This window comes from Shewanella sp. 2_MG-2023, from assembly GCF_030548905.1.
Lineage (GTDB): Bacteria > Pseudomonadota > Gammaproteobacteria > Enterobacterales > Shewanellaceae > Shewanella > Shewanella electrodiphila.
Window position 1 is genome coordinate 65461 of record NZ_JAUOSO010000017.1, and the last position, 21232, is coordinate 86692.

Annotated in this window: 19 protein-coding genes; all 19 read left to right on the forward strand. The window is 43.4% G+C overall.

The features are described 5' to 3' along the window. Nucleotides 1-315 precede the first annotated feature (315 nt). The 19 genes from Q4600_RS16590 to Q4600_RS16680 all read left to right on the forward strand — a co-directional run bounded on the left by Q4600_RS16590 (nt 316) and on the right by Q4600_RS16680 (nt 21229). Nucleotides 316-1971, forward strand: coding sequence for an AMP-binding protein (locus Q4600_RS16590; RefSeq protein WP_229370457.1), 1656 nt, complete (start codon nt 316-318; stop codon nt 1969-1971). 176 nt (nt 1972-2147) lie between these two features. Then, nucleotides 2148-3074: a calcium/sodium antiporter gene (locus Q4600_RS16595; protein WP_303517217.1), complete on the forward strand. Its 927-nt coding sequence runs from the start codon at nt 2148-2150 to the stop codon at nt 3072-3074. 244 nt (nt 3075-3318) lie between these two features. Continuing rightward, a complete protein-coding gene (locus tag Q4600_RS16600; protein WP_303517216.1) occupies nt 3319-4005 on the forward strand; it encodes a M48 family metallopeptidase in 687 nt (228 codons plus the stop codon). A gap of 135 nt (nt 4006-4140) precedes the next feature. Continuing rightward, the gene (locus Q4600_RS16605; protein WP_368501612.1) at nt 4141-5313 is read left to right on the forward strand and encodes a sensor histidine kinase; all 1173 of its coding nucleotides are present in this window, start codon (nt 4141-4143) and stop codon (nt 5311-5313) included. Next, a complete protein-coding gene (locus Q4600_RS16610) occupies nt 5310-5933 on the forward strand; it encodes a DNA-binding response regulator (protein WP_102526804.1) in 624 nt (207 codons plus the stop codon). The genes Q4600_RS16605 and Q4600_RS16610 overlap by 4 nt, the downstream gene beginning before the upstream one ends. Before the next feature lie 222 nt (nt 5934-6155). Next, on the forward strand, nt 6156-8231 hold the full coding sequence (gene recG / locus Q4600_RS16615) for an ATP-dependent DNA helicase RecG (RefSeq protein WP_303517215.1): 2076 nt from the start codon (nt 6156-6158) through the stop codon (nt 8229-8231). Nucleotides 8232-8383: 152 nt separating this feature from the next. Continuing rightward, nucleotides 8384-9250 carry a DUF3014 domain-containing protein gene (locus tag Q4600_RS16620; RefSeq protein ID WP_102526802.1) on the forward strand — a complete coding sequence of 289 codons (867 nt, stop codon included), beginning with the start codon at nt 8384-8386 and terminating at the stop codon, nt 9248-9250. A 279-nt stretch (nt 9251-9529) separates the two neighbouring features. Continuing rightward, a complete protein-coding gene (locus Q4600_RS16625; protein ID WP_303517214.1) occupies nt 9530-10297 on the forward strand; it encodes a beta-ketoacyl synthase chain length factor in 768 nt (255 codons plus the stop codon). A gap of 3 nt (nt 10298-10300) precedes the next feature. Further along, nucleotides 10301-11152 (forward strand): 1-acyl-sn-glycerol-3-phosphate acyltransferase, encoded by an 852-nt coding sequence (locus tag Q4600_RS16630; RefSeq protein WP_102526800.1) that lies wholly within the window; start codon nt 10301-10303, stop codon nt 11150-11152. Nucleotides 11153-11180: 28 nt separating this feature from the next. Further along, complete coding sequence (locus Q4600_RS16635; RefSeq protein WP_102526799.1) at nt 11181-11435, forward strand: phosphopantetheine-binding protein; 255 nt, start codon at nt 11181-11183, stop codon at nt 11433-11435. Between the two features lie 8 nt (nt 11436-11443). Continuing rightward, entirely contained in the window at nt 11444-11692 is a 249-nt protein-coding gene (locus Q4600_RS16640) for an acyl carrier protein (RefSeq protein ID WP_102526798.1), read from the forward strand. Continuing rightward, nucleotides 11692-12243 carry a hypothetical protein gene (locus Q4600_RS16645; protein ID WP_303517213.1) on the forward strand — a complete coding sequence of 184 codons (552 nt, stop codon included), beginning with the start codon at nt 11692-11694 and terminating at the stop codon, nt 12241-12243. The genes Q4600_RS16640 and Q4600_RS16645 overlap by 1 nt, the downstream gene beginning before the upstream one ends. Further along, nucleotides 12236-13603: an AMP-binding protein gene (locus tag Q4600_RS16650; protein WP_102526796.1), complete on the forward strand. Its 1368-nt coding sequence runs from the start codon at nt 12236-12238 to the stop codon at nt 13601-13603. The genes Q4600_RS16645 and Q4600_RS16650 overlap by 8 nt, the downstream gene beginning before the upstream one ends. After that, a complete protein-coding gene (locus Q4600_RS16655) occupies nt 13596-13985 on the forward strand; it encodes a thioester dehydrase (protein WP_102526868.1) in 390 nt (129 codons plus the stop codon). Before Q4600_RS16650 ends, Q4600_RS16655 begins: the two co-directional genes overlap by 8 nt. Further along, entirely contained in the window at nt 13982-15790 is a 1809-nt protein-coding gene (locus tag Q4600_RS16660) for a glycosyltransferase (protein ID WP_303517212.1), read from the forward strand. The genes Q4600_RS16655 and Q4600_RS16660 overlap by 4 nt, the downstream gene beginning before the upstream one ends. A 4-nt stretch (nt 15791-15794) precedes the next feature. Beyond that, entirely contained in the window at nt 15795-17360 is a 1566-nt protein-coding gene (gene hutH / locus Q4600_RS16665) for a histidine ammonia-lyase (RefSeq protein ID WP_303517211.1), read from the forward strand. A gap of 1 nt (nt 17361) precedes the next feature. After that, complete coding sequence (locus tag Q4600_RS16670; protein WP_303517210.1) at nt 17362-17886, forward strand: thioesterase family protein; 525 nt, start codon at nt 17362-17364, stop codon at nt 17884-17886. Then, a complete protein-coding gene (locus Q4600_RS16675; protein ID WP_303517209.1) occupies nt 17886-18695 on the forward strand; it encodes an outer membrane lipoprotein carrier protein LolA in 810 nt (269 codons plus the stop codon). Before Q4600_RS16670 ends, Q4600_RS16675 begins: the two co-directional genes overlap by 1 nt. Then, nucleotides 18695-21229, forward strand: coding sequence for an MMPL family transporter (locus Q4600_RS16680; protein ID WP_303517208.1), 2535 nt, complete (start codon nt 18695-18697; stop codon nt 21227-21229). Before Q4600_RS16675 ends, Q4600_RS16680 begins: the two co-directional genes overlap by 1 nt. Nucleotides 21230-21232: the final 3 nt, after the last annotated feature.

The window sequence follows — 21232 nt, forward strand, 5'->3', positions numbered from 1 at the left end:
AGCAAAACCTGCTAGTTTATTAGTCGTAATTGCCTAAATTTTATAGGTTATCGTTTGCGCAGGTATCTTTATAAAGCCATACTGATACCGATCGTATTGAATATCTTATCGTTCACTGGGGGCTGATCAAGGTACGCTTTTTAGTTTTAACATTCAGTATTGGCTATTCGCTTTTACTGCATAAAACTAATCTATAGCGAATTGAGACTGGTCTGAACTGATTAGATATTCAATAGGATTACAATAGATTATTGCGTTAATGACATTGAAATATGTACGTCCTACATTAAAACAAAAACGAACACGGAATTGTCGATGGAAAATCTAATGAAAACACCAGTAGAAATGTTATCGCACTGGGTTGAGACTCAAGGCGACGAAGTATACTTACGTCAACCAATTAACGGTCAATACGTTGACTTTACATGGCGTGAAGTACAACAAAAAGTACAGCAAGTCGCAGGTGCACTGCGTCATTTAGGTTTAGAGCCTGGTGACAAAATCGCTGTACTCTCAAAAAACTGCGCAGAGTGGTTTATTACCGATTTAGCCTTAATGCACGGCGGCTATATCAGTGTGCCTATTTACCCTACCGCTAACGCTGAAACGATTCGTTATGTCCTTGAACATAGCGGTGCAAAAGCTATTTTCACCGGTAAGTTAGATTACTGGGCAGATCAAGAAGCCGGTGTCGGCGGTGAAATCCTACGTATTTCGATGCCATATGAAACTATGCCAGCTCAGTACCACTGGGAAAAGTTTGTTCAATTAGGCACGCCATTAGTAGACGCGCCTACTCCGTCAGCTGAAGATATGATGACCCTGATTTACACGTCTGGTTCAACAGGTAAGCCAAAAGGTGCCATGCAAACCTTTGGCAGCTATGGCTGGACTTGCGAAGCTGTAGTACGCGATTTAAAAACCAATACGGCTGATCGATTACTTTCTTACCTACCTTTAGCGCACATTACTGAACGTGTGGCGATTCAAGGTTCTTCTTTCTATTCAGGCTCTTCAGTGGCTTTTGTTGAAAGTTTAGACTCGTTTGTTGCCGATGTTCAGCGATGCAGACCAACGGTATTTTTCTCAGTGCCGCGTTTGTGGACGCTATTTCAGCTCAACATTATTAATAAAGCGGGTGAGTCTAAACTGAATTTCTTACTTAAGCTGCCAATTATTAGCAGCCTAGTAAAACGCAAAATTCAAAAAGGTTTGGGACTCGAGCATTGTCGTTTATTAGGTTCTGGTTCTGCGCCTATTCCGCCAACTCAATTAGAGTGGTACAACAAAATCGGTATGAATATCTCAGAAGCTTGGGGCATGACCGAGAATTGTGCCTATTCCATTATTAACTTCCCATTTGATGCCACTAAAATCGGCACTGTAGGCCGCCCTGTTGAAGGTTGCCAAGTACGTCGTACTGACGATGGTGAATTAATGGTGAAAAGCCCTGGCTTAATGACGGGTTATTACAAACAAGAAGAAGCCACTAAAGCCTGTTTTGATGAAGACGGCTTTTTCCATACGGGTGATTTATGTGAAATCGATGAAGATGGCTACATTTCAATTACTGGCCGCGTTAAAGATAACTTCAAGACGTCTAAAGGTAAGTATGTGGCGCCAGTGCCAATTGAGCGTAAGTTAGCACAGGATTCTCATATTGAATTATTGTGTGTTATTGGTTCAGGTTTACCGCACCCTGTTGCCTTAGTGCAGTTATCAGAAGGTTCAGCTCTTCAGCCTCGCGAAGAAGTGCGCTCGTCACTCAAAGCAACGCTTGATAGCATCAACCCTAATCTTGAGTCACACGAACATGTCGATGCCGTTGTGATAGTCAAAGAGCCATGGACTGTCGAAAACGATGCCCTTACGCCGACATTAAAAATTAAGCGTCATGTGCTTGAAAAGCAGTTTAGTGCCAAAGTTGATGGTGTACGCGGTGCTAAAGTGGTCTGGGAAGATGAACTGTAATTTCCTTGCGTAACCACGCCGATTTATAACACTTAAAAGCACACATCATTGTGTGCTTTTTTATTGGTTAAATTAATGAATTTTAATCACTCGATTGGATAAATTAGATTGCGTATTATTAAAAAATACCTATGCTTGCCATCCTTTTCGATTTAACCCATTTGTGAGCCTTGTTCATGTTAATTCTATTATCGATTATTGGTGGTTTTGTCATCCTAACTATTGGGGCTGAAGCCCTTGTGCGTGGTGCAAGTCAAATTGCCCTAAAGCTAGGACTAACCCCCTTAATTATCGGTTTGACTATTGTAGCCTTTGGTACCAGTGCACCAGAGCTTGCCGTGAGTGTAAAATCTGCACTGGCAGGCAATAGTGGTATAGCTTTAGGCAATGTGATTGGTTCAAACATTGCCAATATTGGCCTTATTTTAGGTATTACGGCATTAATACGCCCGATTAAAATTGAGTCACAAATGGTGCGCCGTGACATTCCTATTATGATTGCCGCATCACTGCTATTTTGGAGCTTGTTACTCGATGGCGGCTTAAGCTTTTGGGATGGAATGCTGCTGACCTGTTTATTAATCGGTTACCTGTCTTTTAGCTATATCACCGCTGATAAACAAAGCAATGAAGATGGTTTAGCAGTTAATGCGCAAAGTAACTGGTTGTCGATAGCCTTAATTATTATTGGTATTTCTATGCTCGTTGGCGGCGGTATTTTGTTTGTAGATGGCGCTGTTGCCATGGCTAAGTCATTTGGTATTAGTGAAGTTATTATTGGTTTAACTATCGTCGCTATTGGTACTAGCATGCCAGAATTAGTCACCTCCATTGTTGCGGCAATGAAAGGTGAAAGTGATATTGCCATTGGTAATGTGATTGGCTCAAACTTATTTAATATTCTAGGTATATTAGGGGTTACCGCCTTGATCCATCCAATATTAAACAGCGAGATAAGCTCGATTGATTGGATAACGATGATCGCACTTGCCGTAGTATTGCTGCCGTTTGCTTACACAGGTTTACGGATTGGTCGCCGTGAGGCTGTTGTATTAGTTCTCAGTTATCTTGCCTATATCAGCTACCTGATCGTACAAGTATAAGCCTGACAGGCTTAGAGATTTATAAGCTTCCCAATACCGTTAATGAACGCCAGCCTATTAACCCGATAGGCTGGCGTTTTTGTTACTCATTGCTACCGCTTTTGCTTATCACTTGATATCGAATGTTTTCACTGATGACATTTGTCACCTCAAACTGATGACGTTTGTGCCTGCACAGTTTACGCCCATTCTTAGATACTAACTCCGAAGCAACAAACCTTTAATTGAATAAACGGAGTTAATCATGAAAACATTATTTATTGCAGTCACCCTTTCATTAGTCAGCCAAAGTAGCATGGCAGATATTAGCGCAATTGATTCAGCAGCAAACGCGATGAACATAAATGAGCTTAAACAAATCAGCGAACAAAGCGTGGATTACGAACATGCTTACGCAGAATATCGCACCGCAATTACCGCGAATATTGTCGGACAGCGTGGCATGTTCAAGCGCTCATTAGATGAAGCTCAAACCACTCTCGAAAATATTCTTGGCCGTGAAGATGATGTTGAGTCAATGGCATTACTCGCATCAGTGTATGGCATGCAAATTTCAAATGATCCAACGAAGGGGCAAACATTGGGCATGAAAGCTGGCACTCTACTCGCACAAGCTGAGCAGATTGACCCCAATAATCCTCGTATTGCATTGGTGAAAGCCATGAGTGCTTATTACACACCAACTCAATATGGCGGCGGTATGGATAAAGCAAAACAATATGCCTCTGTTGCTATCGAGCGCTTCCAAAGCCCATGTGATGACATTTGTTGGGGACACAGCGAAGCTTATACGTGGCGCGGACTTGCTCAGCAAGAGTTAGGTAATCAACAAGATGCCGAGCAAGACTGGCAGCAGGCTATCGATATTGACCCTAACTATAGCTGGGCTAATTTTTTACTTAATCCACCGACTTCAGCGCAGCAGTATTAATAAATCCCAGTATTCACACAATTTGAGTGACTTAAGCGGCTGACGAGTAACGTCAAACTGTTTGATAGTGTAAAACGAGCATACAGTTGCAGGTTTTTAATCTGCTACTGTATGCTAACTCAGCAAGGAGAGGTTATGAATCATCAACGATTAGCCCAGCAAATTGAGCAAGGAAAGGTTCACCAGAAAATGACCAACAGCGACACAATTCAACCTGAACGTGACTATAAGCAAAAAACCGCTTGGGTATACTTACTTAACTTGATTTTTTACTTCATCCCATTGTGGTTTATGCGGGACGACGTATTACGTATCAGCGTGAGTTTGTTGCTCCTAATCCCTTTTGTATACAGTTACTATTGGGCATTTAAAAGCGCCTCAGCTAAAGCCATTTACCCCATTGGATTGATGCTACTTACCGCCAGTGTTGCAGCACCATTTACCAGTGGTGCCATTTCACTTTTCAGTTTTGCCGCCTTTTTTATTGGTTTTTTCTATTCGCTTCGCACCGCAGTATTCTGCTTTTTCATTTTATCTGGATGGTTGTGGACACTGGATTTTCTGATTGGATTTGAAGCCTATTACTTCCCGCTCTATGGCATGCTCATCATGTTTGTCGTGGGATTACTTGGCGTAATTGAACACAACAGCGAGCGAGTGAGACGTCAGCAGCGTCAATCAAGCGATGAAATAGCCAGCCTCGCAACCGCGTTAGAACGAGAACGTATTGCCCGTGATTTACATGACATTATGGGGCACAACTTGTCGTCTATTGCCCTTAAAGCCCAGCTGGCTGAAAAATTAGTTGAAACAGGAAATTTACCTTTAGCCCAACAACACTTGAGTCAACTGGCCGATATTGCTCGTGAAAGCCTAAGCCAAATACGTCAGACGGTATCGGACTATAAACATAAAGGGCTGACCGATACACTGCAGCAGTTAACGGGGTTACTGCGTGAACAAAGTATTGAAGTGCATCTCAAAGGGACATTGCCCAAGATGACTGCATTACATGAATCACAATTAGGGTTAATGTTCACCGAATTGGTCAATAATACAATTAAACATGGCAATGCCACTGAATGTGTATGGCAGTTCGCCCATGAAGATGAACAACTGAGCATTAGCTTTAGCGACAATGCATCGACTAAGGAGATCATTGAAGGCAACGGGCTTAAAGGAATCAGAGAACGGGTCGAGTTGTTATCAGGTGAGTTTAATTACACTACGGAAGAGGGTTATCGATTCATGATTTCTTTACCACTTTCTGCCCAACAAATAGCACAAGACAAGGACGTGGTTGAATGAGAATTTTACTGGCAGAAGATCAAGCTATGGTGCGTGGGGCACTTTCTGCATTGCTAACCCTGACAGACGATGCCGCACTCGGTAAGGTAGAAGTCACCGAAGCCGAAGATGGAGCCCAAGCGATGGCATTATTAAAACAGCAGTCCTTTGATTTACTGCTCAGTGATATTGAGATGCCACAACATACGGGGCTCGAACTCGCACAATGGCTGCAGCAATATCAAGCTGACTCATCCCATAAAACTAAGATTATTATCCTGACAACCTTTGGCCGTGCGGGTTACATAAAGCGCGCACTAACCGCTGGGGTTGAAGGTTTTTTACTTAAAGATGCCCCAACCGAGAGCTTACTGTCAGCCATTAAGCAGGTGATGTCTGGTAAAAAGGTTATTGATCCCGAATTGGCGATCAGCGCAATTGGCGATATCGATCCACTCAATGATAAAGAGCGCAAAGCCTTAAGGCTTGCCAGCGAAGGCTTATCAACCAGTGATATCGCAGCACAATTATTTATTGCCGAAGGCACATTACGTAATTACCTGTCCGAAGCAATCAGTAAGCTAAATGCCACCAATCGCATTGATGCTGCGCGGATTGCTAAACAAAAAGGCTGGTTATAGAGTCGCTTAGCATAGAATCGGGTAATATTATTGCCTTGTTTTAAAACTCTGCTAAGATAAGCCATACATCTGTATATATTTACAGTACTATTGTCCCTAACAGTGATTAACGCTGCAAAGTGAGTTGTATAACTCTTTGGATAACTCTCTTTGCCTGCTAAGCGCAAAATGAGATAAACCGTAAATAAAGTCGTTACCAGACACTATAAAGGCATTGTGGATTTGCAACCATTGGATCAGGTTCCTATAACCGACTTAAAAGGCGTCGCGAAAAAAGTCGCCGAAAAGCTCGAAAAACTGGATATTAAAACAGTGCAAGATGTACTGTTTCATTTGCCTATGCGCTATGAAGACCGCACCCAAATCTATCCTATTGCCAGTCTATATCCTGCCATGTACGGCACTGTTGAAGCTGAAATCGTTTCGACCCAAATCGTACCCGGTCGCAGACGTATGCTGACTTGCACCATAGCTGACGACAGCGGCATGCTGACTCTGCGCTTTTTCAACTTCTCAGTTGCCCAACGTAATGGCATGCAAAACGGCGCCATCATTCGTGCTTATGGCGAAATAAAACGTGGCAAACGTCACTTCGAGATCATTCATCCCGAATATAAAATCATCAAAGAAGGTGAAAACCCAGCTTTGAGTGATTCGCTTACGCCTATTTATCCATCCACTGAAGGCCTGAAGCAAGCCAGCTGGATTAAACTGACCGAACAAGCCTTAAATCAATTAACACAAGGTGGATTAACCGAGTTATTGCCTAGCGAATTGCAGCCCAACAATATGAGCATTGGCCGCGCGCTTCACCTCATTCATCGCCCCCCAAACGACATTGAACAGTCTGATTTAGAGCTGGGTATGCATCCCGCTCAGCAGCGCTTAGTGCAAGAAGAATTACTGGCACATAACTTAAGTATGCTGAAACTACGTCAGCGTAATAACCTTGATAAGGCGGTGACCTTGCCCGCTACAGGTCAGTTGCTAAATCCATTTTTGAAAGCATTGCCATTTAAGCCGACAGGCGCACAACAACGAGTCGGCGCTGATATTAGCCGTGATATCGAACAACCCACCCCAATGATGCGTTTAGTGCAAGGGGATGTTGGCTCCGGAAAAACCTTAGTCGCGGCGCTCGCGGCGCTACAAGCAATAGAAAATGGCTACCAAGTCGCTATGATGGCGCCCACAGAATTGCTGGCAGAACAACACGCGGTTAACTTTGCTGCATGGTTTGAGCCACTGGGGCTAAAAATTGGCTGGCTTGCAGGAAAATTAAAAGGCAAAGCAAGAGCGCAATCGTTAGCGGACATCGCAGATGGCAGCGCGCAAATGGTGATTGGCACTCACGCCATTTTCCAAGAGCAAGTTAGCTTTAATAAACTCGCCTTAATTATCATTGATGAGCAACACCGTTTTGGGGTGCATCAACGTTTAGGCTTGCGCGAAAAAGGCGTCAGCCAAGGTTTTCATCCTCATCAGTTAATTATGACGGCGACACCTATTCCCCGTACTCTCGCTATGACGGCTTACGCCGATTTAGAAACCTCGGTGATTGATGAGTTGCCACCTGGTCGAACGCCAGTATCTACTGTCGCCATCAGTGATAATCGCCGTGATCAAGTGATTGAGCGAGTGAAACAAGCTGCGCTAAATGACAATCGACAAATTTATTGGGTCTGTACCTTAATTGAAGAGTCTGAAGTGCTCGAGTGCCAAGCCGCTGAAGATACAGCCGAAGAACTCAGTCGTTTACTACCAGAGCTTAAAATAGGCCTAGTTCATGGGCGAATGAAAAGCGCTGAGAAGCAACAAATAATGGCCCAATTTAAAGCAGGTGAGCTACATTTATTAGTAGCAACCACAGTGATTGAAGTCGGTGTGGATGTGCCCAATGCCAGCTTAATGATTATCGAAAACCCTGAACGTTTAGGCTTAGCACAATTGCATCAGTTACGTGGCCGTGTGGGACGAGGCTCGATTGCCAGTCACTGTGTATTACTCTATAAAGCGCCTTTATCGCAAACGGCGACCAAACGTTTAGGGGTGTTACGCGAAAGCAGTGATGGCTTTGTGATTGCACAAAAAGATTTAGAAATTCGTGGCCCAGGTGAAGTCCTCGGAACACGTCAAACAGGGCTAGCAGAGATGAAAATTGCTGACTTGGTCAGAGACCAGTATTTAATTGAAAATACGCAAAAGTTAGCCGCACATGTTATGCAACAAGTCCCTGGTAATGTTGATGGCATCATTCACCGTTGGTTAGGTGATCGCCAACAATACGTACAAGCATAAATTATTGTTAACCTAAGCTGTTATCACTAGACAAGTCTTAGGAATATTGCAGAATGAGATTTGAGCTTAAGGCTAAATAGTCTGATTTTAAGTTAGATAGACTTTATCCCGTGTTCAGTTCCACTTTCGACGTTTAAAGCTAAGGAATAGAAATGCAAGTCAATCAAGAAGACAGAGCGACACCACAATCAGATAAATCAAGTGGTAGCAATGCAGGCGTCATTGGGATCACGGTAGCCGTATTATTAGCGGGGGCGGGGTATTTCTATTTCACTTCAGAAAAGGAACCTGAAATCATTGAGCCTATCCCGGTTCAATTACCAGAACCTGTGCCAGAGCAGCCAATCGAGCAAGAGCCAATTGAAGAAGTGATTGTTGAACCTGAAATCATTGAGCCTGAAGTTATTCCTGCAGAACCTGAAGTGGTCGTTGAGCCTTTACCTGCACTGACTGAAAGCGATGATTTTGTGGAACAAAAAACCATTGCTATGGCTGATGGCATGAAAATCGAGTCGATGATCCTTAAAAAGGATATCGCACGCCAATTTGTGGTCTTTGTCGATAACATGGCACAAGGCGAAGTCATTCACAAAGCTAGCCCATTAAAGGGCCCGAAAGACAATTTTAGCGTCAGTGAAATCACTAACAAAACTTACTTAAATCCAGATAGCTACCACCGTTACGATTTATATGCAGACATGATTGCAGGTATGAATGACGAGCAGCTTGTTAGTACCTTTGAAGAGTTATCGCCTTTGTTCAATGAAGCTTTTGAAGAACTAGGCTACAGCGACATGAGCTTTGATGAACGCATGCTTGAAGCTTTCCAGATGATTTTAGCAGCGCCGATTATTGAAGACCCTATTGAGCTGTCATCTATCAGCGTGAATTATCAATTTGTTGACACTAAGCTTGAAGCCTTACCTAATGTGCAAAAGCTGATGGTCAGAATGGGCCCTGAAAACACCCGTAAAATCAAAACTGCCGTCAGAAAACTGCAGCAGCAACTGAGCAAATAACGAATAGCGTAACGCTATATCGTGAATGCTGGTTCCATATTTATTTGGAATTTTTGCATAGCTATGTGAGCTTGATAAAAATAGTGACATTCGTGTCGCTATTTTTATTTCTGCTCATTGCAAAAAGCTTCATTAAGTCGCAATTATTACGGTACAATTATTACGGTACCGTTATTACAGTTCAGCCTGATAGTTGTTTTAGAGCAACGCATTAATAAATCAAAAGCACGGAAAATGTCACCCAGTTAGGGATAACGGGGTCATATCAGAGGCAAAATAGTGCAATTAGTATTTGATATCCTGTCGTGGGGTGCTTGGTCTGTGGACTTTCAAGATAAAGAAAGCTGGACTCATTGGGATAAAAGCACCGCACCGTCATTAGACAAAAAAGATTCTCCTGCATTAGCCCATGTTCCTGCGATGCAGCGTCGCCGTTTTAGTCGTTTAACTAAAATGATGCTCTCTGCTGCCCATGATTGTCAGCCAGCCCAAGATTGCCGTAGTGTATTTTCCTCACGTCATGGTGAACTCACGCGCACCCTTGGCTTACTAGAAGATATTGTTGCTAAAGAAGCCTTATCTCCCCTCGCCTTTAGTCAGTCAGTACATAATACCGCCAGTGGGATATATGGCATCGTAACGGGCAATACTGCGCCTTCAACGTCAATTGCTGCAGGTGAAGAAACGTTATCTCAAGCCGTGATCGAAACTTATGCTCAGTTAGCTGAAAATCCAGCTCCTGTATTATTAGTGTTTGGCGATGATCCGGTGCCTGCGGTTTATAATCAGTATACCCAAGAGAATGAACTACCATTAGCCATGGGCTTGTATTTAGCACCAGCAAATAATGGCCAACAACCCGCTATTGCCCAGCTGACATTAAGCCCTTCAAATGAACAAGCTATGGCAGATAACGTAAGCGGCCAGAAAACATTAAGCTTTGCAGAGTTCATCAATGGCATCGCTTGCCAGAAATCACTATCAGGCCATATAAGTCAGTGGCACTGGCAGTTAACAGCCATTTCTGACTCTGTTGGGCGGTTGTAGTCAATGAGCCTAACTCATCAAGGTCACTTTAAGCATCCAAAGCCATTCCCATATTTAACAGGAATGGCCTATATCCCTCGCTGGATTGGTGGCGTGATGTGTTATGTAGTCTTTGGCATAGGAGGGTTATTAAGTTCATTAACCATTTTGCCTGTGCTGCGTTTTTGGCCTGGCTCAAAACAGCAGCGGATCGCTAGAGTTCAAAAAGCGGTGCACTATATGTTTAAAGGTTTTGTGTGGATGCTAACCTTCACAGGGTTAATTAAAGTCAGCGCCCCAAATACCCAAGCATTAGCAGATGCCAAAGGCATGATTGTTATTGCTAATCACCCAACCTTAATCGATGTCGTGGTGCTAATAAGCCTTATCCCCAATGCGGGGTGCATTGTGAAACAATCGCTTTGGCGCAACCCATTTATGCGCGGTGTCTTATCATCAGCTGGTTATATTCCAAATCGCGGCGCAGAATTACTACTGAAAGATTGCCAACAAGTGCTGAACGATAGCACCAACCTCATCATTTTTCCTGAAGGAACCCGCACTGTGGTTGGCACCCAAATCAACCCATTTGCTCGCGGCGCAGCAAACATTGCAATACGCACCCGCACAGATATCCTTCCTGTTTTACTACATGTCGACGTAGCTGGACTAACTAAGCAACAACCTTGGTACGAACCGCCAAGACAAACAGTAAATATGTCTGTAGAAATTGGCGCAGCTTTTGACCAGCTAAGGTATGATATAAACCAAACTAGTGATGCAAAAATGGCTCGCGTACTGACCAGAGAGTTAGAGCAGCTTTATTCGCAGCAGATAACCGCACTACCGCCCTTATCTGCAACGACTAAGAAATAATTACAATCAAACAAATTAGAATATTAATATGAATCTACATAACGAAATTAAACAACTGATCATCGACTGCCTCGACTTAGAAGATGTCAGTATTGATGATATTGACACCGACGCACCACTTTTTGGTGAGGGACTGGGGTTAGACTCAATTGATGCGCTTGAATTAGGCTTAGCGATTAAAAAGCAATTCGACATCAAAATCGAAGCAAACTCTGATGCCACTAAAGCACACTTTTTCAGTGTGGCGAGTTTAGCTAGCTTTATCGAATCTCAACGTTCTTAGGAGTTATCATGAAAAATCGTGATCAAATCCTAGAGATGCTGACGCAAATATTAGTCGATGAGTTTGAAATCGAAGCTGAAGATATCAGCCTAGATGCTTCACTTTATGAGTCTTTAGATTTAGATAGCATTGATGCTGTTGATTTAGTGATTAAGCTACAGCAAATGACTGGCAAGAAGATTCAACCAGAGCAATTTAAAACTGTGCGCACAGTTGAAGATGTGGTCAATGCCATTGAAGGCTTAATGAAAGATTAATGGTGCTACTACTGCAAATCGTCACAGCCATCGTCATTATCTGTTACCCGTTAGCGGTTTACTTTGGCTTGCAGTACCTTCCACCAGGCACCATTGCCCTATTACTTTGCGCCATATTAATCGCACGCTTAGCGCTAAATAAACAGCAGTTAAAAACCATGGTGTTGCCCATACTGGTTGGTATTGGCTTAACTGCTGCCAGTTTTGTTGCTAAACGTAATGACTGGCTACTGTATTACCCTGTAGTCATTAACATGACTATGCTGGGACTGTTTACTAGCTCGTTAATAAAAGGCCCAAGCATGATCGAACGCTTGGCCAAGTTAAAAGAGCCTGATTTACCAGATTCAGCCATTCCATATTTAAATAATGTTACTCGCCTTTGGTGCGGATTATTTATCATTAATGGATTAGCTGCATTTTATACTGCAGAGTTTGCCACATTGGAATTGTGGACACTTTATAATGGATTAATTGCCTATATCTTCATGGGTTTACTGCTCGGTGGAGAATGGATATATCGCAACTTTTGGTTGAAAAAACATGAATAACTTGCTGATAAATTGGCTTAATACTGGCCCTAAAACGCAACAACTGATTAGTTTCAATCATCATGACATCGTAACAGGCTCACTGTTTACAGCTCATGTTGCCCATCTATTCGAGCAACTCAATGCAAGCCCAATTAAGCGTTGGTTATTGGCCGCTGAAACCAGCGATTTATTTGCTGCTGGCATTTGCGCAGCATTATTAGCAGGTAAACAAGTCATACTGCCGTCAAATACCCAGGGCGGCACATTAAACGAATTAAATCATGCTTTCGATGGCATCATTGCAGATCAGCCACTGTCTGAAGTTAAACACTTTATTCTATTAAAAAAAGAAATGGGCTTAGCCAATAAACCTTGGCCACAATCATCTCAAATCGGTGATTTAGTCCTATTCACCTCAGGCAGTAGTGGTGAACCTAAAGCGATTCAAAAATCCATTGAACAACTAGATGCCGAAGTCAGCGTACTGGAAAGCACTTTTGCGTCAAGATTACCCCAATGTAGTGTGGTATCAACGGTTTCTCACCAACATATATACGGTTTACTGTTTAAAATATTGTGGCCATTAGCTGCCAGCCGTCCCTTTTTAAGTGACTTAATTGAATACCCAGAAACCCTGAGTTATTACATCGCATTAATGCCAAACCTATGTTTAGTCAGCAGTCCTGCGCAATTGTCACGATTACCTGAAGCCCTTGAGTTTGAGCAACAACAGCTTGCACCAAGCCTTATCTTCAGCTCTGGCGGTCCGTTAAGCTATGAAGCGTCGCAGCATATTCATACCTGTTATGGCCAATTTCCAATTGAAGTCTTTGGTAGCACTGAAACTGGCGGCGTTGCTTATCGTCGTCAAATGTCGCCAAACAGAACCTGGCTACCATTCAGTCAAATTGATATTGCCAGCAATCCAGAAGATGGCGCCTTAATGATCAAATCGCCATATTTAGCCTCTGATTCTGAGTGGCTAAAATGTGATGACAAAATTGAGCTTGCAGCCGACGGGCGTTTTACCTTGCTTCACCGTCTCGATCGTATCGTGAAAGTAGAAGAAAAACGCTTATCCTTGGCGCAGATGGAAGGCTTGCTATGCACGCACCCGTTTGTCAAAGAAGCTGCGGTGGTTCAATTAACAGAGCCAAGGATGATGCTAGGTGCAGCCATCACCTTAACAGAACAAGGTCTAGCACAACTGGATGACTCCGGTAAATTGAGTGTTAACAACCACCTTAAAAAACATTTACTTAGCGAGTTCGAACGAGTGACTTTACCTCGTCGTTGGCGCTACCCAGAAGCCTTACCTGTCAATGCACAAGGTAAGCGTATACAAACGGATTTATTGACAGTATTTAATGATGATTAAATCAGCTTTACCCCAAATAATCAGTCAGCAAACCACTGATGATGGCATCAGTTGGCAAATTTTTGTTGCCGCAGAACTGGATTACTTTAAAGGCCATTTTGAAGAGCAAGCAGTTTTACCTGGCGTAACCCAACTCGACTGGGCTATTCAATTAGGTTGTCAGGCATTTGGTTATCAGCCCGATGTTGCCAGCCTTGAAGTGCTTAAATTCCAGCAGCTGATGCTGCCCGACAGCCAAGTGGAATTATTTATCAGCCATAACGCCGCAAAATCAAAACTCACTTTCAGCTACCGTGATGGTGAAAAACGCTATGCTTCTGGCCGTATTGCACTGACAGAAAATGCTGGTTCAAGCACTAGCAGCAAGGAGCGCCAATCATGAAATTGGCACTGATCGTTCCCAATTATAATCATCAACAGGCCATCGCTGAGACCTTAGTGGCGTTAGCGCCATTTGGCTTACCTTGCTATTTGATTAACGACGGTAGTAATGACGAAACTCGTTATTTATTACAATCGTTAGCGGATAAATATGACTGGGTGACGCTGTTAACTCACCCATTTAATCGTGGCAAAGGCGCTGCTGTGACGACTGGACTGCGTGCAGCCTTCGCGGATGGATTCACCCATGCATTGCAAATCGACGCCGATGGTCAGCATTGCTTAGATGATATTCCTACTATGATTGCCGCCAGTGAAGCGGAGCCTCTTGCACTGATTTCTGGTAAACCTCAGTATGATGAATCTGTGCCTAAAGGCCGTTTATATGGTCGCTACATCACTCATTTTTGGGTATGGGTTGAAACCTTAAGTTTTGATATTCAAGATTCTATGTGTGGCTTTAGGGTTTACCCTTTAGCGGCAACTGAGCAACTCTTTCGCGAGCAAGCATTAGGTGAGCGAATGGATTTTGATATTGAAATCATGGTGAAACTGCACTGGCAAGGTGTACCAGTAACACACATTCCAACCAAAGTGATTTACCCAGAAGATGGCATCAGCCACTTTCAGGGAGTTAAAGACAACATCCGTATTTCAGCCATGCACACTGGGTTGTTCTTCGGCATGTTAAAGCGCCTACCGAAAATACTTTCAAAAAAAAACGCTAATAAACATTGGTCTGCCATGGGAGAACGTGGCAGCTACTGGGGTATAAAACTCATCGCCGACAGTTACCGTTTAGGCGGACATTGGCTGTGCAGAGCGATCATGTACCCAGTGATTTGTTACTTCTTCTTGACGGGTGTGACAGCTAGAAATGCTTCAATGGACTTTTTACGTCGAGTTAAACTCAAGCACCCACAACATGAACAGTTATCAGATCCCGTCACGTGGCGAGACAGCCTGAAACACTTTTTTGCCTTTGGTAATGCTGCATTAGACAGAATTGATGCTTGGTGCGATCGGATTAAACTCGCCCAAGTCGACTTTCCTGATAGGCATGTCTTAGCCGACCAAGTTGAATCAGGCCAAGGCGCGGTATTGTTAGTGTCTCACTTAGGTAATCTTGAACTTTGCCGAGCGATTTCTATCCACCAGCAGCAGGTTAAAGTGAATGTCATGGTGCTCACTAGCCATGCTGAAAACTTTAATAATGTCCTGAAGCAACTTAACCCGAATAGTGGATTAAACCTTATTCAGGTTAACGAACTTGGCCCAAGTACAGCCATGTTATTGCAAGATAAAATTGCAGCAGGCGAATTGGTCGTGATAGCCGCAGATCGCACCTCATCAGATACTGCCGGTCGAGTGTTTTATCACGACTTTATTGATCAACAAGCGGCATTTCCTCAAGGTCCATTTATCCTTGCTGGCCTGCTTGATTGTCCTGTTTACACCATGTTTTGTTTACAAGAACAAGGTCGATACCGAGTTCATGTAGAACACTTGTCAGATAGTTTAAAAGGCCCACGAGCCGGACGTACTGAGCGTTTAGATGACGCGGCTTGTGAATATAGCCGCCGTCTTGAACATTTTGCTACCAGCCAACCGCTGCAGTGGTTTAATTTTTATGATTTTTGGCGTCGCGACGAAGACTCACAAAGAGTAAAGGCAGAACAAGCACCAACAACTGCTGAATCTGATTCATCGCATAACAGTTCAACACCGAGCAGTTCAGCACAGAGCAGTTCAGTACAATCGGCTTCGTCACAGCACTCTTCACCTAACAATAAGCAGGAACAGTAATACCATGAGCCAATCGACTTCATTTTCAGCAACCCCAAATTTGGCAACGGTAAACTTCGGTCAACGACCTATTAGCCTTGAGCAAGTCGTCAGTGTCGCTAAAGGGGCACCTGTAAAGTTAAATGAGACACCTGAGTACCAAGAATACATTCAAAAAGGTGCTCGTTTTATCGATAGCTTATTAAACGAAGAAGGTGTGGTTTATGGCGTAACAACAGGTTATGGCGACTCATGTACTGTCACTGTTGGTTTGGATTTAGTCCATGAATTACCGCTACATTTGTCCCGTTTTCATGGCTGCGGATTAGGTGATATTTTCTCGCCGATGCAATCTAGAGCCATTATGGCTTGTCGATTAAACTCACTCGCTGTGGGCAAATCAGGAGTGACTTATGAGTTACTTCAGCGCATTGAATTATTACTTAACCTCGATATTACCCCTGTTATTCCTGAAGAAGGATCGGTAGGCGCAAGCGGTGACTTAACCCCGCTGTCATATTTAGCAGCGGTATTGATTGGCGAGCGAGATGTGGTTTATCAAGGTAAGCGCCGCGCTACAAAAGAGGTGTACGCCGAGCTAAATATTGCGCCATTAACGCTGCGCCCTAAAGAAGGGTTAGCATTAATGAATGGCACCGCAGTGATGACCGCTTTAGCCTGTTTAGCTTTCGATCGCGCTCAGTATTTAGCACGCTTATCCAGTCGCATAACTGCTATGGCATCGCTGACACTTAAAGGTAATTCAAATCACTTTGATGACATCTTATTTGATGCTAAACCGCACCCAGGGCAAAACCAAATTGCAGCTTGGATCCGTGAAGATTTAAACCATCACACCCACCCAAGAAACTCAGACCGATTACAAGATCGTTATTCGATTCGCTGTGCACCGCATATCATTGGTGTACTACAAGATGCATTGCCATTTATGCGTCAATTCATTGAAACCGAATTAAACAGCGCCAATGACAACCCAATTGTCGATGGCGAAGGTGAGCATATTCTTCATGGTGGTCACTTCTATGGTGGTCATATCGCATTTGTGATGGATTCAATGAAAAACACCGTCGCCAATCTTGCCGATTTAATCGATCGTCAAATGGCATTGGTGATGGACACCAAATTTAATAACGGCTTACCCGCTAACTTATCGGCAGCCGTTGGGGCAAGACAAGCGATTAACCACGGCTTTAAAGCGGTGCAAATTGGCGTGTCTGCTTGGACTGCTGAAGCATTAAAGAACACTATGCCAGCCAGTGTGTTTTCTCGCTCCACAGAGTGCCATAACCAAGATAAAGTCAGCATGGGCACTATTGCTGCACGTGACTGTATGCGTGTATTACAACTTACTGAACAAGTGGCTGCTGCCGCATTATTAGCGATGACACAGGGGATACACTTACGTATCGCCCAAAATGAATTAGCACAAGATTCATTAACACCATCGTTAGCTAAAACTGTTGCACAGGTCAGCGAAGACTTTGAGTTACTCACTGAAGATCGCCCACTGGAAGCGGTTTTACGTCAAACCGTCGAGAAAATTCAATTAGGTCAGTGGGAGGTTTGCTGATATGAAAGCCCTTTTCAGCACCGAACTCGCTATGGTGGTGCCCTTTCATGATGTGGACTCAATGGGCATCACTTGGCATGGTAACTATTTACGCTATTTTGAAGTCGCTCGCTGTAAATTACTCGATGAACTCGGTTATAACTACCGTCAAATGATGCACTCAGGTTACGCTTGGCCCATTGTAGATACTCAGCTTAAATATGTAAAAAGCAGTACCTTCGACCAGCACTTAATTGTGCATGCTGCCATTGTTGAGTGGGAAAATCGCCTGAGGATCAACTATCAAATTCGCGATGCTGAAACCGGCCAGCGAATAACAAAAGGCTATACCATCCAAGCAGCGGTAGAAATCGAAACCGAAGAATTGTGCTTTGTCACCCCAGCTGTATTTAGGCAGAAAATTTTACCGTTGTTGGCTGAAGGTGATGTAAAAAATGAATTAGCTGCTGAACTTGCCAGTCATAGCCAAGAAGTAGCGCAAAATGCCACTGCAAATGAAACCCTTATTAATAAGAGTGTCAGTTAATGAGAGCCTTACTTACCGCAATCATTGCTATAACGCTGCTTACTGGTACTGCGATAGCTCAACCAACTGCAGCCATTACAAGTCAAAATGAGTCTGAGTCTGAGTTATCCAACCTGCAGTTAGCTACGCTATTTACGACGCCAGCGACCGCTGCACAACTCAACACCTTAGCGCAGAACCTTCAGTTAGGTGAACAAGCTAAAGGTGAGTTTCAGCAAACGCGTTCTCTTGCGGTACTAAAACGCCCACTTAAAAGCGCCGGTCAGTTTATTTTTAGTCAAAATATCGGCTTACTTTGGCAACAAACCTCTCCTTTCAACAGCACCTTATTACTGAAACAAAATATCCTGATTCAACAAGATAGCTTAGGCAATATCACTCAAAGCAAAGCCAATCAAACCAGCGCTGCAATGGCTGAGCAGTTGCCGCAATTGATGCAAGCATTGTTAACGGGTGATCTTGATGTATTAGCTCAAGACTTTGATTTATTTATGTTTGAAGCGGCTAATGAAACACCAGATAACAACTCGGAAAACACTGACTGGCAACTGGGCTTAGTGGCAAAAGATCCATTAATTCAACAAGCCATTGGCGCGATGGTGTTAGAAGGTGGCAATGTTGATGGTAAGCAGCAAATTAATCGCCTTACTATGCTATCTAGCCTTCCCCAAAAACAAGCCAGTGCCACGACGGATAAAACCCTTATTCATTTTTCAAATGTCGTCCAAGAACTGACTGAAGAGGATGTGCAAAAAATGACACTCTTGCCAGTCGCAGCGACTGAAGATGCCGTTAGTGAAGCCAAGTAATGTCCAAACTGGCTAGTTGGTTTAACTCACCCAAACAAGCTGTTCCACGCTTTATCATCTGGTGCTTATTGATTGCGCTAGTGAGCGCTTATGGCGTTTTGCTATGGCAATCAGGCGCTAAAATTCAGAGTAACATTTTGGCTATGTTGCCAAAGCTTACTGAAACCCCATTAACCCAAAAAGCACTTGATAAGGTTGAGCAGCGCTTAGCAGATCAGGTATATATTGGTCTATTAGCGGACAACAAGCAGCAAGCTATCAATGCTGCAACTCACTTAATCGAGCAGTTACAGCAGTCACCCGATGTATTTACCGATATCCGCAGTGGCGAAAGTCAGCAGATGCAGACATTAAGTCAATATTACTTTGATAAGCGCTTTTTTTTACTGACCGATGAGCAATACGGGTTGCTTGCTGATACTGAACACTCTGCAGACTGGCAGCAATTATTACTCGCAGCTCAGCAGCAACTATACAGTAGCTTTGGCTATGCCAGCAGTGCATTGCTGACTCAGGACCCTTTACTGCTTTTTCCTGACAACCTCATTGCGCTCGCTCCGACACAAAAGCTCACGAGTGAACAACATATTTTATTGGGTAAATCTGAGCAAAAATTTGTGGCTATCGTTATGGCAAAAGGCGTTAAGAGCGCCTTTAACCCTGATGGTCAGCAGCAACAAATGACCGTATTAAATGATGCTTTCAGCTCGCTCAAACCTGTTCATTCACAACACGCTTCCAATTCATACCGCGGTGATAATACCGATATTGAAGTCTTGAAAGCGGGAACCTTATTTCATGCGCAAGCGGCAACCGATTCCGCTAAGTTTGAAGTATCGACCATTGGCTCTTTGTCGTTACTCGGCGTGATGATATTAGTTTGGCTAGGGTTTAGAAGTGTGATGCCATTAGCGCTTGCCGTGCTGACCTTATCTAGTGGTTTCTTGTTTGCAGTGGTTGCCACCCTGTCTATATTTGGTGAATTACACTTGCTGACGTTGGTGTTTGGCACCAGTTTGATTGGCGTTGCCATTGACTATAGTTTTCACTTTTACTGTGAAAAGCTATTGTTAAATAAACCTAACGCCACAGCAGTCATCAATAGAATTTTACCTGCAATGACACTGGCTTTATTAACCAGCGCCATCGCCTTTATTGCGATCGGAATGACACCATTTCCCGGTATGCAACAGGTGGCAATATTCTGCGCGGCAGGTCTGTTGGGCGCATATTTAACGTTAGTCTTTGCCTATCCATTATTAGCTAACTCTCGACTCCCCACCTCATCGTTCTTGCTGGTTTGGGCTGAGCGGTATTTGCAATGGCTCACTAACGTTACGACTCACAGCACACATGCAAATTTGAAAGTATCTGCGGTGGCATGTGTTATTGCTCTCTTCATTATTGGCGGGATAACCACACTCAAAAGTAACGATGATATTCGTAACTTACAACAAAGCCCTGAACGGATTACCACTGAAGAAAATAAACTCAGACAAGTGCTAAGTGGCGGAACGGATAATCAATTTATCTTGGTCACGGCAAATGATGAACAAGCCTTACTCAACGAACTCGACAAAGCGTCAACCTTGCTATCTGATGCGGTTGTTGCCAACGAAATCAGTAGCTTTGTTAGCTTAAGTCGTTACTTACCGAGTGTGCAGAAACAAAAGCAAAACTATCTCGCTTATCAGCAGTTATACCATCATCATTTAGATGAGATTATTGACGTACTTGGTTTAGATGAATCGCTTAAAGCAGAGTTGCTGAACCAGCTTGCCCTGAGCGAAAACCAGTTTATTTCTCCAGATTCTGTGCTCAATATTGCCAGCAATGATTTGGCCAGTTTGTGGTTAAGCCCTAACGCAGAAATGAGTACAACGACTCCTATAACAGCGAATATAACAGCTAATATAAAAACGGATTCTCAAGCCAGTTCGAACAGTGAATCACATCAGTTTGGCAGCATTATTGTATTAGGCGGGATTAATGATTTATCCGCGCTCACCATTCGCGCAGAGCAAAGTGGTTTATCGGTTAACGTTATCGATAAAGTCGGCGAAATATCTAATCTAATGGCACAATTTAAGCAGCTGACCTTACAATTGCTGGTCTTAGTCTGCGTCGTCGCAATATTCATTTTTAGTGTTAAATTTGGCATAAAGCTGGCCATCGGTATTGTATCTGTACCCGCGAGTTCGATACTGCTTACATTAGCTAGCCTTGGCGTCGTCGGCTCACCACTGAGCTTATTTCACGCATTAGCATTGATCCTCGTGTTAGGGATCGGCATTGATTACAGTTTGTTTTTTGCCTCGGTAAAATCAAGTTCTCCAGCTAAGGCAAGTGGCGTGATGATGGCAGTCTTGATGTCCGCCTGTTCAACCTTATTGGCTTTTGGCTTATTGGCCTTTAGCCAAACCAATGCGATACATTATTTTGGCCTCACTTTATTGTTTGGCATTGGATTCACTTTTTTACTCGCCCCCTTGATAAGTATAATAACCAGAGAAGTAGTACATAATGGTAAATAACCC

Excerpts from the sequence above, each read along its gene's own strand:
- Q4600_RS16590 (WP_229370457.1), top strand. The coding sequence starts at position 316 with ATGGAAAATCTAATGAAAACACCAGTAGAAATGTTATCGCACTGGGTT.
- Q4600_RS16595 (WP_303517217.1), top strand. The coding sequence starts at position 2,148 with ATGTTAATTCTATTATCGATTATTGGTGGTTTTGTCATCCTAACTATT.
- Q4600_RS16600 (WP_303517216.1), top strand. The coding sequence starts at position 3,319 with ATGAAAACATTATTTATTGCAGTCACCCTTTCATTAGTCAGCCAAAGT.
- Q4600_RS16605 (WP_368501612.1), top strand. The coding sequence starts at position 4,141 with ATGAATCATCAACGATTAGCCCAGCAAATTGAGCAAGGAAAGGTTCAC.
- Q4600_RS16610 (WP_102526804.1), top strand. The coding sequence starts at position 5,310 with ATGAGAATTTTACTGGCAGAAGATCAAGCTATGGTGCGTGGGGCACTT.
- Q4600_RS16620 (WP_102526802.1), top strand. The coding sequence starts at position 8,384 with ATGCAAGTCAATCAAGAAGACAGAGCGACACCACAATCAGATAAATCA.
- Q4600_RS16630 (WP_102526800.1), top strand. The coding sequence starts at position 10,301 with ATGAGCCTAACTCATCAAGGTCACTTTAAGCATCCAAAGCCATTCCCA.
- Q4600_RS16635 (WP_102526799.1), top strand. The coding sequence starts at position 11,181 with ATGAATCTACATAACGAAATTAAACAACTGATCATCGACTGCCTCGAC.
- Q4600_RS16640 (WP_102526798.1), top strand. The coding sequence starts at position 11,444 with ATGAAAAATCGTGATCAAATCCTAGAGATGCTGACGCAAATATTAGTC.
- Q4600_RS16645 (WP_303517213.1), top strand. The coding sequence starts at position 11,692 with ATGGTGCTACTACTGCAAATCGTCACAGCCATCGTCATTATCTGTTAC.
- Q4600_RS16650 (WP_102526796.1), top strand. The coding sequence starts at position 12,236 with ATGAATAACTTGCTGATAAATTGGCTTAATACTGGCCCTAAAACGCAA.
- Q4600_RS16655 (WP_102526868.1), top strand. The coding sequence starts at position 13,596 with ATGATTAAATCAGCTTTACCCCAAATAATCAGTCAGCAAACCACTGAT.
- Q4600_RS16660 (WP_303517212.1), top strand. The coding sequence starts at position 13,982 with ATGAAATTGGCACTGATCGTTCCCAATTATAATCATCAACAGGCCATC.
- hutH (WP_303517211.1), top strand. The coding sequence starts at position 15,795 with ATGAGCCAATCGACTTCATTTTCAGCAACCCCAAATTTGGCAACGGTA.
- Q4600_RS16670 (WP_303517210.1), top strand. The coding sequence starts at position 17,362 with ATGAAAGCCCTTTTCAGCACCGAACTCGCTATGGTGGTGCCCTTTCAT.
- Q4600_RS16675 (WP_303517209.1), top strand. The coding sequence starts at position 17,886 with ATGAGAGCCTTACTTACCGCAATCATTGCTATAACGCTGCTTACTGGT.
- Q4600_RS16680 (WP_303517208.1), top strand. The coding sequence starts at position 18,695 with ATGTCCAAACTGGCTAGTTGGTTTAACTCACCCAAACAAGCTGTTCCA.